Origin of the sequence: Pseudomonas sp. NPDC099000 (assembly GCF_044759925.1) — a bacterium.
Classification (GTDB): Bacteria; Pseudomonadota; Gammaproteobacteria; order Pseudomonadales; family Pseudomonadaceae; genus Aquipseudomonas.
Map to the genome: position 1 here is coordinate 1 of NZ_JBIWAF010000034.1, position 14,807 is coordinate 14,807.

Here is a 14,807-nt window from a genome sequence, read left to right on the forward strand (position 1 = left end):
AATAATCCTGTACCGCTGATAGCTTCGCTTGAATCGTGTACTTTCCCATGAAACACCCCATCGGTCGTGTCCAACTTTTGGGGTGCACACCACTCCGCGTGGGAATGCAGCCAGAGACGCTCTGCGTCTCAAGAGCGGACGCGGAGCGTCCATTGAGGCATTCCCACGCAGAGCGTGGGAACGATCATCAGCCCCTCAACAACCGCGCCAAACCAACACTCATCGGCGTCTGCTCAGGGTAGGTAAACCGCTCCAACAACCGCCGATTGTTCGCTCGCGAGTGGCGGATGTCACCGGAGCGCGCCGGGCCGTAGCTCACCGGGGGCAATTGACCGACCACCGCCTCCAGTGCTTCAAGCATTTGCTTGAGGGAAGTCGCCTGGTTCCAGCCGACATTGACCGCGCCGACGTCGACCTGCGGCTTCTCGATGGCTTGCACCAACAAATCCACCAGATCCTCGACATACACGAAATCGCGCGTCTGCTCGCCATCGCCAAACACGGTGATCGGCAGGCCTTTCTGCGCGCGCTCGCTGAAAATACTGATCACCCCGGAGTACGGCGAGGACGGGTCCTGACGCGGGCCGAAAATGTTGAAGAATCGGAAAATCACTGGTTCCAGGGCATGCTGGCGACGGTAGAAATCGAAGTAATACTCGCTGGCCAGTTTGTCCGAGGCATATGGTGTCAACGGTGCCTTGGGCGTGTCTTCATCGATCGACTCGCCTTCGCCATTGTTGCCGTAGACCGCCGCACTGGAGGCGTACAGCACTCGCTTGACGCCGGCCTGACGCATGGCTTCGCAGACATTCAGCGAACCGATGAAATTGCTCCGGTGAGTCTTCACCGGATCGTCCACCGAAGCCTGCACCGACGCCACCGCCGCCAGATGCGCCACGGCGCTGCAACCGACCATGGCCTGGGCCACCCGCGCAGCATCGGCGACGTCACCCACAATGAGTTCGACCTTGGGGTTGTCCAGCGGCAGGTTGCTGCGTTTGCCGGTGGACAGGTCATCGAGAATGCGCACCGAATGGCCCTTGGCAAGCAAGGCATCGGTCAGGTGCGAGCCGATGAAACCGGCGCCACCGGTGATTAAAACAGGACCGTCAGCCATGGCGATAGAACCTATCCAGTAAGCCCGGGAGTGCCGCGCGCCAGGCGCGGGGCTTGATCCCGAAGGTGTGCAGAATTTTCTTGCAGGCCAGCACCGCGTGTTGCGGCTCTTCGGCGGCGTCCGGCCGTGCGGCGTGAGCCTGGGCGGTCGGCGCTTCGATGGCGAGCGGATGCAGCGCGCGTGCTTCGGTGAGGATCGCCTGACCAAGCGCCAGCGGCGTCGTCGCCTCATGCCCGGCGTAATGATAGGTACCCCACAGCGGCGCTGCACAATCGAGTTGTTTGAGCACCGAAATGATCACTCGCGCCGCGTCGTCGACCGGTGTCGGGTTGCCCCGGCGGTCGTCGGCCAACAGCAATTCTTCCGGCTGTTCGGCGCGACCGAGGAAACGCCCGAGGGTGCCGTCGGGGCTGTCATCGAGCAGCCAGCCGAAGCGCAGCAGCACGTGTTGCGGGCAGGTGGCGCGCACGCTTTGTTCGATCCGCCACAAGGCCTGACCGCGCAAGCCCAGCGGCACCGGTTCATCTTTTTCGCTGTAGGCGGTCGCCCGGGAGCCGTCGAACACGCGATAGCTCGACGGTTGCAGCAGCACAATGTTGTGATGCTGGCACAGTTCGGCCAGACGCTCGATCGCCCGCTCCTGCCCGGCCAGACGCTGTTCGCTCACTGTCTCCGCCTGAAACCAGTCGAAGTAGTAGGCGAGGTTGATCAACGCGTCCGGGCGGGTGTCGTCGAGCAGTTGCGTCAGGCTCGCGGCATCCCAGCCGTCTTGCGGTGGGCGGGGGGCGAGGAAACCGATGTCTTCCTCCGCACCGAGGCGAATCAGCGCCTGCCCAAGGGCATTTCCGCCGCCCAGTAACATAAGGCGCATTCGCATAGAGTCAGCAGGCCCAGTCTGATTGGAACGATGGCTTTATCGACAGCGCCCATGGGCGATGTCGTTGTTAGTTGCCGGAATCGTTGCATTTTGCGGGTTTAGTGCGCAACCGTCATCCGTAAAGTGTAGATCCTGGGGATTTGTGGTGCCTGTTCCGGCCCCTTCGCGGGCAAGCCTCGCTCCTACAAGGGAGCGCCATCATCTGTAGGAGCGAGGCTTGCCCGCGAAGAGGCCCTCAAAATCGGCGCAAGTCTTGAGTGGTACTTGCAACTTCCTATCCTCACCCGCATAAATTACCCCATGAATCTGCCCATCCCCACGGACGCGGCCCTGGCAGGCTTCCACCCCGCCGTCAGCGCCTGGTTCAGCAACACGTTCGCGACGGTCACCGCCGCCCAGGCCCGGGCGTGGCCGCTGATCCGCCAGCACCGCTCGACCCTGATCGCCGCGCCCACCGGCTCCGGCAAAACCCTCACGGCATTCCTCGCGGTCATCGACGACCTGGTCCATCGCGGGCTGGAAAATGAAGGCGGGCTGCCCGACGAAACCCTGGTGGTCTACGTCTCACCGCTCAAAGCCCTGTCCAACGACATCCAGATCAACCTGCAAACCCCGCTGGCCGGCATCACCGAGCAATTGCGCGTCATGGGCCTGCCCGAATTGCAGATCAACACCGCCGTGCGCACCGGCGATACGCCGCAAAAAGACCGCTCGGCCATGCGCCGAACGGCGCCGCACATTTTGGTGACCACCCCGGAATCCCTTTACGTGCTGCTTGGTTCCGACTCCGGCCGGCAGATGCTCGGCACCACGCGCACGGTGATCGTCGACGAAATCCACGCCATCGCCGCCAGCAAACGCGGCAGCCACCTGGCCCTGAGCCTCGAACGATTGCAGGCGCTGTGCGCGGTCCCGCTGATGCGCATCGGCCTGTCCGCCACGCAAAAACCTATCGAAGCGGTGTCGCGCTTCCTTGTTGGTCGAGACCGCAAGTGCGAAATCATCGACATCGGCCACGCTCGCCCGCGGGATCTGGACATTGAAGTACCGCCAGTGCCGCTCTCGGCAGTGATGGCCAACGACGTGTGGGAACTGGTCTACGACCGTCTTGCCGTTCTCGCCCGCGAACACCGCACCACGCTGATTTTCGTCAACACCCGACGCCTGGCCGAACGCCTGAGCCGGCATTTGAGCGAACGCCTAGGCAAAAAGGCCGTCGCCGCGCACCACGGCAGCCTGGCCAAGGAATTTCGCCTCGACGCGGAACAGCGCCTCAAGCGCGGCGAGCTGCAAGTGCTGATCGCCACGGCCTCGCTGGAACTGGGGATCGACATTGGCGACGTGGATCTGGTGTGTCAGATCGCCTCGCCACGCTCGATTGCCGGTTTTCTGCAACGGGTCGGCCGTTCCGGGCACCAGGTCGGCGGCACGCCCAAGGGCCGATTGTTCGCCACCACCCGCGATGATTTGATCGAATGCGCCGCCCTGCTCGACTGCGTGCTCCGTGGCGAACTCGACACCTTGCAGATTCCCAAGGCGCCGCTGGACGTATTGGCGCAGCAGATCATCGCCGAAGTCAGTTGCCAGGAATGGCAGGAGCAGGCGTTGCTGGAGATGTTCCGAAAAGCCTCGCCTTACGCCGACCTCGACGAAAAACATTACCAGGCGCTGCTGCACATGCTCGCCGAGGGCTACAACGGTCGTCAGGGGATCCGCAGCGCGTACCTGCACCGGGACGCCGTGACCCGCACGTTGCGCGGTCGTCGGGGCAGCAAACTGACGGCCGTGACCAGCGGCGGGACCATTCCGGACAACGCCGATTACAGCGTGCTGCTCGAACCTCAAGGCCTGAACATCGGCAGCGTCAACGAAGACTTTGCCGTGGAAAGCATCGCCGGGGATATCTTCCAGCTGGGCAATACGTCGTACCGAATCCTGCGCGTCGAAACCGGCAAAGTCCGGGTCGAAGATGCCCAGGGCCAGCCGCCGACCATTCCGTTCTGGCTCGGTGAAGCGCCGGGGCGCAGCGCAGAATTGTCGTTCGCGGTGGCGCGCCTGCAAGCGCAGCTCGACGACTTGCTCGGCGCCACTCCGGGCCTGTTGCAGCCCGCCATCGACTGGCTGACCGACACCCTGGGCCTGAACATCGCCAGCGCCGAGCAACTGGTGGATTACCTGGCCCGGGCGCGCCTGACATTGGGCGCGCTGCCGTCACAAGACACGCTGCTGATGGAGCGGTTTTTCGACGAATCCGGCGGCACGCAACTGATCATCCACACGCCGTTCGGCAGTCGCATCAACCGCGCCTGGGGCCTGGCCTTGCGCAAGCGTTTCTGCCGCACCTTCAACTTCGAATTGCAGGCCGCCGCCAGCGAAGACGCGATCGTGCTGTCGCTGTCCACCAGCCACAGTTTCGAGCTCGACGACATCTGGCGCTACGTGCACAGCAACACCGCCGAACACCTGCTGATCCAGGCAATACTCGATGCGCCGCTGTTCGGCGTGCGCTGGCGCTGGAACGCCGGGGTTGCCTTGGCGTTGCCGCGTTACACCGGCGGGCGCAAAGTCGCGCCGCAGATCCAGCGCATGAAAAGCGAAGACCTGATCGCCAGTGTGTTTCCCGACCAGATTGCCTGTGTGGAAAACCTCGCCGGCGAACGTGAAATTCCCGAGCATCCGCTGGTGGAACAAACCCTCGACGATTGCCTGCACGAGGCCATGGACAGCGAAGGCTGGCTGGCGTTGTTGCGGCGCATGGAAAGCGGCGAAGTCCGGCTGATCAGCCGCGATTTGCCGGCGCCCTCACCGCTGGCAGCAGAAATCCTCAGCGCCCGCCCCTACACCTTTCTCGACGATGCGCCGCTGGAAGAACGCCGCACGCAAGCGGTGCTCAATCGGCGCTGGACCGACCCACAGTCCACCGACGACCTTGGTGCGCTGGATGACGAAGCGATTCAAGCGGTGCGCGACGAAGCCTGGCCAGCGCCCACAGGCGTCGATGAAATGCACGAAGCCTTGATGAGCCTGGCGTGCATCACCGATGCTGAGGCGCAGGCCAACGTGCATTGGCTGGACTGGCTGAACGCCCTCACTGAAAGCGGCCGCGCCAGCCGTTTGCAGATCAATGCAGGGCAATCGCTGTGGCTGGCGTTGGAGCGTCTGACCTGCCTGTGGGCGATTTATCCACAGGCGAGTTTGCTGCCACCGCTGGAGGCGCTGCCGGGATTCGATGAGGTCTGGGAGCCGGATGAAGCGGCGCTGGAATTGATTCGCGCGCGGCTCAGCGCGTTTGGTCCACTGCCGTTGCAAGCGATTGCCGAACCTTTGGAATTGCCGGCCAATAAAGTCACTCAAGCGCTGGCGCAACTGGAACGCGAAGGTTATGTGCTGCGCGGTCAATTCACCCCGGGCACCAGTGAGGATGAATGGTGCGAACGGCACCTCTTGGCGCGGATTCATCGCTACACGGTCAAGCGCCTGCGGCGGGAAATCGAGCCGGTAGCGTTGCAGGATTTCATGCGCTTTCTGTTCGACTGGCAGCACCTGTCCGCCGCAACTCAGGGCCAGGGCAACGCGGTGCTGCCCGCCATCGTCGCTCAATTCGAAGGCTACCCCGCCGCCGCTTCCGCCTGGGACAGCGACATTCTGCCGATGCGGATCAAAGGCTATTCGGCGAGCTGGCTGGATGATTTGTGTCGCAGCGGCAAACTGGTCTGGACTCGCTTGGCCGCGCGCAACAAGACCGCCGGCACGGCGCTGCGCAGCACGCCGATTCTGTTGCTGCCGCGCAGCCAGGTCGGGTTGTGGAGCAGCCTGACCGAACAGACGCCGGTCAGCGAGCTGTCGCCCAAGACGCAAAAGGTCTACGAAGCACTCAGCCAACACGGCGCGCTGTTTTTCGATGAGTTGATTCACGAGGCGCACCTGCTGCGCGCCGAGCTGGAAATCGCCTTGCAGGAACTGGTCGGCGCCGGTCTGGTGAACGCCGACAGCTTCGCCGGTCTGCGAGCACTGATTACGCCGGCCAGCAAACGCCAGAATCGCAGCAGCCGACGCGGGCGCGGAGCGTTTGTCGGCGGGATGGACGATGCTGGTCGCTGGGCTTTGCTACGACGCGGTCCCGTCCTGCCGGTTGTGGATAACAAACGCCCGGCCCCGACGCCGAACGACACCCTGGAACACATCGCCATGACCTTGCTTCGGCGCTACGGCGTGGTGTTCTGGCGCTTGCTGGAACGGGAAGCGGATTGGTTGCCGAGCTGGCGGGAATTGCTGCGAACGTTCCATCGGCTGGAGGCACGGGGGGAGATTCGTGGTGGGCGGTTTGTCAGTGGTTTGGCCGGGGAGCAGTTTGCGTTGCCTGAGGCCATTCCATTGCTGCGCGAAGTCCGGCGTCGACCGCATGACGGAAGTCTGATTGCGGTGTGCGGGGTTGATCCGCTGAACCTTGCCGGGACGTTATTGCCCGGGGCGAAGGTGCCGGCGCTGGCGAGTAATCGGTTGGTGTATCGGGATGGTCTCCCGGCTTCCGCCGAAATCGCTGGGAAGCAAGTTTTCTGGGTAGAGCTGGATCAGCAATTGGCTGCTGAATTACATAACAAACTGATCCGGCATTGATGGTGTCTGGGCTGTCCTCTTCGCGAGCAGGCTCGCTCCTACAGGGGATCTGCGGTGTACGCAGATCCAATGTAGGAGCGAGCCTGCTCGCGATGAGGCCATCAGCAACACCACACAATCATTGAGTGCGAGGCTGATCCGGCAGCATCACCGGCGAATTTTCGGCCACCGGCCCATCATCTGCCATCGCATGTTTCGGCATCAAAACCTGCTGTGGATAAGTCTGCGCGAAATGCACCCACGGGCTGTTATCCACAAGCTTCTTCAACCGCTGGTTAAACGCCCGGCTCACCGCATATTGCCCACCCGACACCGTGCGGAACTGCGCCGTCAGCACCACGCCGTTGAGGTCCATTTTGTCGACACCAAACACATCCAGCGGCCCTTGCAGGTTGTACTTGAGGAACGCGTCCTCACGGATCGAATCCCCCGCCTCGCGGATCAGCTCGATGGCCTTGTCGACATCGGTGTCGTAGGTGAACTGCACCGAGAAAAACGCATAGGCGAACTGTCGCGATTGGTTGGTGACAGCCTTGATCTGACCGAACGGCACCGAGTGCACGAAGCCCTTGCCGTCACGCAGGCGCAAGGTGCGGATGGTCAGGCCTTCGACCGTGCCGGCATGGCCGGAATCGAGCACCACCCAGTCGCCGATCGACAGGGTGTCTTCGATGATGATGAACAACCCGGTGATCACGTCCTGCACCAGTTGCTGCGAACCGAAACCGATGGCCAGCCCCACGACCCCGGCACCCGCCAGCAATGGCGCGACGTTGATCCCCAGGTTGGCCATGGTGGTAATCGCGCAGATCACCACCAGGATGATTTTGATTGCGTTGCGCAGCAGCGGCAGGATCGTTTTGACCCGTGTACTTGGCTGCGCCGTGCGTTTGTTGACCGGTGGTTTCAGCGCTTCCTGGATCGCCGTATCCAGCACCACCCACAGCAACCAGGTCACCAGAAAGATCAGCCCCATGCTGCTCAACGACTCACTGATCGCCCGCCCTACCGAGTTTTGCTCGGCGAATTCGAACAGCGACACGCCCCAGATCCGCCCGAGGATCTCGATGAAGGCCACCGCCATGACGATCCGCAGCAACGCATGCAGCAGACTGAGAAAACGCTCTTTGTAGGCGCTGCTGTGCTGGATCGCGGCGACCTGTCGCGACTTGAACATGTGCTGGAAAATCGTGCTGAGAAAGACCGTGGCGATCAGCAGGATGGTGGTGAACAACGCACAGCGCAGGGCTTTCTGATTGTCATCGCCGACGCCGAGCAGGTTGATCGCCGAGACCATCACCATCAGCAGGATCGGCCAGTACCAGAGCCCGGAAAAGATCCGCAGGGACTCTTGCAGCGATGGCTGTTTGAGACGCTGGGCCAGTGGCCGGTTACGGATCAGATGCGCCACCGGACGCCTCAGTCGAATCACCAGTAATCCGAAGATGATCGAGACGAAAAAGCCGGTAAGCACAGCAGCGCTGCTGGTGATGTTGCCGCCCAGTTGCCGGGCGATCTGCGGGCTGGTCAACGCATCGCTGAGCGCGGCGAGGAAGCCGATCAGGAACAGCGGCCGGGGGCAGTAGTCGCGGATGATCTGCACCGCCGTGCGCTTGTGGCCGGTGTTGAACATGACGATCACGCAGAGCAGCATCGAGGTCGAGAAAATACCGCTGCTGGTGGCATAGGCGAAACACAGCGCCAGCGCCCGGCCCACCGAGGCGGGCAGAAAATGGCTGACGTAGAGGGTCAACGGCAGGCATATCAGCGCCGGTAGCGTGTAAGGCAATACATAGTTGAGTAAATCCTGACTGCGCTGGCGGGTTCGCAGAAAGCGGCCCTGGTTCAAACGCTTGGCCAGGATCCCTCCGAGTACGGTGAGCAAGGCAAAGGTGCCGAGCCAGATCCCGGACAACATCAGGAAATCGCCGATCACGCTCCAGCCTGAACGGCTCGAGGGTCGATTGACCAGTTTGTCCACTTCGTTCGCCGCCCGATCGGCCCGCAGGCGCCAGGCGTCGACCAGGTCTTCGTTGAGGTCGAGCTTATCCTGAACGTCGTCGATGCTTGAACTGATGGCCCCGAGCAGGCCGCCCTGGACCAGTGGTTCAGGCTTGGCAGGCTCCTCGGCAGCCGCAGGAACACCCGGTAGCGTGGCAGCTTCCAACTCGTTGCTGCCCAGAAACAGCAACGCCCCCAGTAGTATCGCGGTCTTGAAATTGAGCAAAACGGGAAGCTCCTTGGGAAGGGTCTGTAAGGAACTGATCGGGAAATGGCGGGCAAGTTCGGTTTTCACCGCGAGATAACCAGCCAGCACATCCCTGTGAGGGAGAACACCCCCCCTGTGGCGAGGGGGCTTGCCCCCGTTGGGCTGCGCAGCAGTCGTAAAACCTGCGATCGCGGTACATCTGTAGAAACCTGGACTCAGGATCTGGGGCTGCTGCGCAGCCCAACGGGGGCAAGCCCCCTCGCCACAGGGTTCATCACTAGCAGGACAATCTTTGCGCACAGATCAAATATCAAATGCCCACCCCTCTATTTTTCCGCACAACCCAAACCCCGACACTGCGCTCCATCAATCAAACCCATCGGAGTTGCAGTCATGCCCATTGCCTTGCTCGCGCTGACCCTCAGCGCCTTCGCCATCGGGACGACCGAGTTCGTCATCGTTGGCCTGTTACCCACCATCGGCGCTGACCTCGGCGTCAGCCTGCCGTCCGCCGGCCTGTTGGTCAGCCTCTACGCCCTGGGCGTTGCCATCGGCGCCCCGGTGCTGACCGCCCTCACTGGCAAAGTCCCGCGCAAATTGCTGCTGTTGTCGCTGATGGTGCTGTTCACCCTTGGCAACCTGCTGGCGTGGAAAGCCCCGAGCTACGAGTCGCTGATCATTGCGCGGATCGTCACCGGCCTGGCCCACGGGGTGTTTTTCTCGATTGGCTCGACCATCGCCACCAGCCTGGTGCCGAAGGAGAAAGCCGCCAGCGCGATTGCGATCATGTTCACTGGCTTGACCGTGGCGCTGGTCACCGGTGTGCCGCTGGGGACTTTCATCGGTCAGCATTTCGGCTGGCGTGAAACCTTCCTCGCCGTGTCCGCATTGGGTGTGATCGCCTTTATCGGCAGCCTGCTCTACGTGCCGAAAAACATCGCCCACAGCAAACCCGCTTCGCTGTTGCAGCAATTGCAGGTGCTCAAGCAGCCACGCCTGCTGCTGGTGTACGCCATGACTGCGGTCGGTTACGGCGGCTCGTTCATCGCCTTCACCTTCCTCGCGCCGATTCTTCAGGACATTTCCGGCTTCAGCGCCGGCACCGTCAGCCTGGTGTTGCTGGTCTATGGCATCTCGGTGGCCGTCGGCAACATCTGGGGCGGCAAACTGGCGGATAAACGCGGCCCGATCAGCGCCCTGAAAATCATCTTCGCCCTGCTCGCTGCCGTACTGTTCGTGCTGACCTTCACTGCCGGCAACCCATGGCTGGCGCTGGCCACGGTGCTGGTCTGGGGCGCGGTGGCATTCGGCAACGTGCCGGGGCTGCAAGTGTATGTGGTGCGTCAGGCCGAACATCACACCCCGCAGGCGGTGGATGTGGCGTCGGGGCTGAACATTGCCGCGTTCAACCTTGGCATCGCCGGTGGTGCGTGGGGTGGTGGCTTGATCGTTGCGCACATGGGCTTGATCCACACGGCGTGGATTGGCGGGCTAGTGGTGTTGGTGGCGCTGGCGCTGACGGCGTGGAGTGGGCGTCTTGATCGCCTCGGCCCGGTCTACGCCGAGCGCTCAACACGCATTGTCGCCAGTCACTAACCCCCCTGTGCGAGCGAACTGTGGCGAGGGGGCTTGTCGGAACGCCGCATCGCCCCGTTCGACTGCGAAGCAGTCGCAAAACCTGTGATCGCGGTACATCTGTAGAAACCGGGACTCAGGATTTGGGGCTGCTGCGCAGCCCAACGGGGCGATGCGGCGTTCCGACAAGCCCCCTCGCCACAGTTCGCTCCTACAGTTGGTCGGTGTTGTTTTCTGAAGCGCACACCGTCCGTAGCCCCGTCGAAACTTTCCCGGTTATCCCACGGTCATCAAAAGACAGGGGTATCCGAGGACCATTAGACGGGAGGCGACATGGCGGCGATTCACATTGGTATTTCAGGCTGGCGCTACACGCCTTGGCGGGGAGGTTTCTACCCGAAGGGGTTGACCCAGAAGCGCGAATTGCAATTTGCGTCACGGGCGGTCAACAGCATCGAAATCAATGGATCGTTTTACGCCCTGCAACGGCCTGAACGTTACGCCCAGTGGTATGACGAAACCCCGGCGGACTTCGTGTTCAGCGTCAAAGCCCCGCGTTTCATCACCCACATCAAGCGCCTGCGGGACATTCATAAACCGCTGGCGAATTTCTTTGCCTCCGGGATCCTGGAACTCAAAGAGAAACTCGGCCCGATCCTCTGGCAGTTCCCGCCCAATTTCAAATTCGACGTTGAGCTATTCGAAAGCTTCCTCGAGCAATTGCCCCACGATACCCAACAGGCCGCCGCCCTGGCCCGCCAGCACGATTCGCACCTGCACGGCCCCGCCAGCATGAAGGCATACAAGAAAAAGCCGTTGCGCCATGCCGTTGAAATCAGAAACGAGACCTTTATTGATCCGGCGTTCGTGCGCCTGCTCAAGCGCTACAACGTTGCCTTGGTCATCGCCGATACCGCCGGGAAATGGCCGTACCGCGAAGACGTCACCAGTGATTTCGTCTACCTGCGCCTGCACGGCGCTGAAGAGCTCTATGCCAGCGGCTACACCCCTGAAGCGCTGGAACGCTGGGGCGAGCGGATTGACGCCTGGAACCACGGCCAACAACCAGCGGATCCGCAGCTGATCGCACCTCGGCAAAAGCCGAAAGCACGCAAGTCCCGGGAAGTGTTCTGCTATTTCGACAACGACATCAAAGTTCGCGCCCCCTTCGATGCGCGGCGCTTGCTTGAGCACTTCCATCTCGACAAAGACCTCGCCACCCGTCCCGGTGAGCCGGTCGCCGAAGGAGTGCTGCCATGAACATTTCCGAACCGGTCGGCAGTACCGACGAACAACAACCCATCATCACCGCCGTGCGCCGCTTTACCGTGCTGACGGTCAATACCCACAAGGGTTTCACCGCGCTCAACCGACGCTTCATCCTGCCGGAATTGCGCGAAGCAGTGCGCAGCGTGTCCGCCGACGTGGTGTTTTTGCAGGAAGTCCACGGCACCCACGAGCATCATCCGCAGCGCTACAGCAACTGGCCGACGATACCGCAGTACGAATTCCTCGCCGATACCCTGTGGCCGCAGTTTGCCTATGGCCGCAACGCGGTGTACCCGGCGGGCGATCACGGTAATGCGCTGCTGTCGAAATTCCAGATCATTCGCCATGACAACCTCGACGTCTCGATCAGCGGCCATGAGAACCGCGGCCTCCTGCATTGCGTGCTGCGCCTGCCAGGCGATGGCCGTGAAGTGCACGCCATTTGCGTGCATCTGGGGTTGCGTGAGTCCCACCGAACGGAACAACTGAAGTTGCTGGCACGACGTCTCGAAGACCTGCCGGACGACGCCCCGGTGATCGTCGCCGGCGACTTCAACGATTGGCGCCTGCAGGCCGATGCGTTGCTCAAGCCCTGCGGGCTGCGCGAAGTGTTCGCCGAGCACCACGGCAAACCGGCGCGCAGTTTTCCGGCGCGGTTGCCGGCCTTACGCCTGGACCGCATCTATGTGCGCAACCTCAAGGCCAGCCGTCCGCAAGTGCTGGCGGCGCGCCCCTGGTCACACCTTTCCGACCATGCACCGCTATCGGTGGAGATCGAGCTATGAGCAGCGCCCCGATGGAAAAAGCCACCGTTGAACACGTGCCGACTACCCCGCCGGTGCGTGAACCCGGCGTGGTCGACGTTGAATACGGCTGGCAGGGCAACAACCTCGTGGAAATGCTGGAAAACGGCGAAGCCTATTTCCCGCGGGTGTTCGAGGCGATGCGCCAGGCCAAGACTGAAATCCTCCTGGAAACCTTCATTGTGTTCGAGGACAAGGTCGGCAATGAGCTGCAGCAAGTGTTGATCGAGGCCGCCCAACGCGGGGTACGGGTCACCGCCAGCCTCGACGGGTTTGGCTGCGGCGAGTTGACCACCGAGTATCTCGCGGCATTGAGCCAGGCCGGCGTGCGCCTGCAAATATTCGATCCGGCCCCCAAGCATCTGGGCATCCGCACCAACTGGTTCCGCCGACTGCACCGCAAGATCGTGGTGGTGGACGGCACGATTGCGTTCATCGGCGGGATCAACTTTTCCGCCGACCATCTGGCCGACTTCGGCCCCGAGGCCAAACAGGATTACTCGGTTGAAGTGCAAGGCCCGGCGGTGGCCGATATTCATCACTTCGCCCTGCTTCAAAGCGGTCGCCCGGGCCGCGCCAAGTATTGGTGGCAACGCCGCCGGCAGCGGCGCTCGGAAATGGCGTTCAGCGACCACGACGGCCAGATTCGACTGGTGTACCGCGATAACGGCGATCATCGGACGGATATAGAAGAGGTTTACCGCGAGGTGCTGCGCAGTGCCCAGCGCCGTGTCGTGATCGCCAATGCCTACTTCTTTCCGGGCTATCGCCTGCTGCGCGAAATCCGCAACGCCGCTCGCCGTGGCGTCGACGTGCGCCTGATTCTGCAGGGGCAACCCGACATGATGGTGGCCAAACTGGCCGCGCGCATGACCTACGACTATCTGCTCAAGGCGGGCGTCAAGATTTACGAATATTGCGACCGTCCCTTGCACGGCAAAGTCGCGCTGGTGGATGAGGACTGGAGCACCGTCGGTTCGAGCAATCTCGACCCGTTGAGCCTGTCCATGAACCTGGAAGCCAACGTGTTGATCCGCGACCGCGCCTTCAACCACGATCTGTTCGAAAGGCTCGAGGTACTGAGCAATAACCACTGCAAAGCCATGTCAGTGGACAAGTCACCACGCGGACGGATCTGGCACATGACCGTCGGCTTTCTGGTGTTTCACTTCCTGCGCCATTTTCCGGCATGGGCTGGTTGGCTGCCGGCGCATAAACCACGCCTGAAACCCTTCACTCATCCCGCCGGGAGCGACCACCATGGACCGCGTTGAAGCGCATTCGGCACCTCACGACGACAGCGCAACACCCGCCCCGGTAAAGAAAACACGCTGGAGTCGCTGGAAAAAACCGCTGACGATGTTGTTTTTCCTGGCGCTGATCGTGCTGTTGACGATGCTTGCCCAGCGCATCGAATGGGATGAAGTCTTCCACACCCTGGCCAATTTCAAGGTGCGCACGCTGATCATTGCGTCGGGCCTGACGCTGGTGAGTTTTCTGGTCTACGCCTGTTTTGACTTGATCGGCCGCACCTACATCCGCCAGGACCTGACCTGGAAACAAATCCTGCCGGTGGGGATCATCAGCTACGCCTTCAACCTCAACCTGAGCGCGTGGGTCGGCGGGATTGCCATGCGTTATCGCCTGTATTCGCGACTCGGCGTGAGCAAAAGCAACATCGCGAAAATCCTCGGGCTGAGCCTCGCAACCAACTGGTTCGGCTACATGGTGATTGCGGGCGCGGTGTTCAGCAGCGGACTGGTCAGAATGCCGCCGGGCTGGAAGTTGAGCAGCGGCGCATTGCAGGGTGTGGGCGTTTTGCTGCTATTGGTCAGCGCGGGCTATCTGGCGGCATGTCAGTTTTCAAGGCGTCGGGAATGGGCGATACGCGGGGTGGAAATCAACTTGCCTTCCGTGCGCATGGCGGTGCTGCAACTGACCCTCGGGGCGCTGAACTGGTCGCTGATGGCGGCGGTGATATTCACGTTGCTGCCGAGCAAGCTGGATTACCCGTTGGTGCTGGGCGTGTTGTTGATCAGTGCGATTGCCGGGGTGATTACCCACATTCCTGCCGGGCTTGGTGTCTTGGAGGCGGTGTTTGTGGCGTTGTTGCAACACGAGGCTTCGCGGGGGAGCCTGGTGGCGGGCTTACTGGCTTATCGGGCGATCTATTTTATTTTGCCGTTGTTGATTACGTTGGTGATGTATCTGGTGGTGGAGGCCAAGGCGAAGTCGCTGCGAATTGCCAAGAAACCTTCCTGAGATTGTGGCGAGGCGGATGACGCAAATATTGTGTTCGCCAAAGATCCTTGTGGGAGCGGGCTTGCCCGCGATGGCGTC

At 61.8% G+C, this 14,807-nt stretch carries 9 protein-coding genes; 6 read left to right on the forward strand and 3 right to left on the reverse strand.

Annotated features, from left to right (window positions below; translation table 11 throughout):
* Positions 1 to 187: 187 nt before the first annotated feature.
* Together ACIQV9_RS25720 and ACIQV9_RS25725 are read right to left on the reverse strand one after the other, a co-directional pair.
* Positions 188 to 1,117 carry an NAD-dependent epimerase/dehydratase family protein gene (locus ACIQV9_RS25720; protein ID WP_403107484.1) on the reverse strand — a complete coding sequence of 310 codons (930 nt, stop codon included), beginning with the start codon at positions 1,115 to 1,117 and terminating at the stop codon, positions 188 to 190.
* On the reverse strand, positions 1,110 to 1,994 hold the full coding sequence (locus ACIQV9_RS25725; RefSeq protein WP_403107486.1) for a sugar nucleotide-binding protein: 885 nt from the start codon (positions 1,992 to 1,994) through the stop codon (positions 1,110 to 1,112). The genes ACIQV9_RS25720 and ACIQV9_RS25725 overlap by 8 nt, the downstream gene beginning before the upstream one ends.
* Before the next feature lie 300 nt (positions 1,995 to 2,294).
* Here ACIQV9_RS25725 and ACIQV9_RS25730 point away from each other — a divergent pair, with 300 nt between their 5' ends.
* The gene (locus ACIQV9_RS25730; RefSeq protein ID WP_403107487.1) at positions 2,295 to 6,611 is read left to right on the forward strand and encodes a DEAD/DEAH box helicase; all 4,317 of its coding nucleotides are present in this window, start codon (positions 2,295 to 2,297) and stop codon (positions 6,609 to 6,611) included.
* Positions 6,612 to 6,729: 118 nt separating this feature from the next.
* Here the strand turns inward: ACIQV9_RS25730 and ACIQV9_RS25735 are convergent, their stop codons facing one another.
* The gene (locus ACIQV9_RS25735; RefSeq protein ID WP_403107489.1) at positions 6,730 to 8,838 is read right to left on the reverse strand and encodes a mechanosensitive ion channel family protein; all 2,109 of its coding nucleotides are present in this window, start codon (positions 8,836 to 8,838) and stop codon (positions 6,730 to 6,732) included.
* A gap of 375 nt (positions 8,839 to 9,213) precedes the next feature.
* Here ACIQV9_RS25735 and ACIQV9_RS25740 point away from each other — a divergent pair, with 375 nt between their 5' ends.
* The 5 genes from ACIQV9_RS25740 (at position 9,214) to ACIQV9_RS25760 (ending at position 14,729) form a co-directional block, all read left to right on the forward strand.
* Complete coding sequence (locus tag ACIQV9_RS25740; protein WP_403107491.1) at positions 9,214 to 10,416, forward strand: MFS transporter; 1,203 nt, start codon at positions 9,214 to 9,216, stop codon at positions 10,414 to 10,416.
* 312 nt (positions 10,417 to 10,728) lie between these two features.
* Entirely contained in the window at positions 10,729 to 11,655 is a 927-nt protein-coding gene (locus ACIQV9_RS25745) for a DUF72 domain-containing protein (protein ID WP_403107493.1), read from the forward strand.
* Positions 11,652 to 12,449, forward strand: coding sequence for an endonuclease/exonuclease/phosphatase family protein (locus ACIQV9_RS25750; protein ID WP_403107495.1), 798 nt, complete (start codon positions 11,652 to 11,654; stop codon positions 12,447 to 12,449). The genes ACIQV9_RS25745 and ACIQV9_RS25750 overlap by 4 nt, the downstream gene beginning before the upstream one ends.
* Entirely contained in the window at positions 12,446 to 13,741 is a 1,296-nt protein-coding gene (gene clsB, locus ACIQV9_RS25755; protein WP_403107497.1) for a cardiolipin synthase ClsB, read from the forward strand. Before ACIQV9_RS25750 ends, clsB begins: the two co-directional genes overlap by 4 nt.
* Complete coding sequence (locus ACIQV9_RS25760) at positions 13,728 to 14,729, forward strand: lysylphosphatidylglycerol synthase domain-containing protein (protein WP_403107499.1); 1,002 nt, start codon at positions 13,728 to 13,730, stop codon at positions 14,727 to 14,729. Before clsB ends, ACIQV9_RS25760 begins: the two co-directional genes overlap by 14 nt.
* Positions 14,730 to 14,807: the final 78 nt, after the last annotated feature.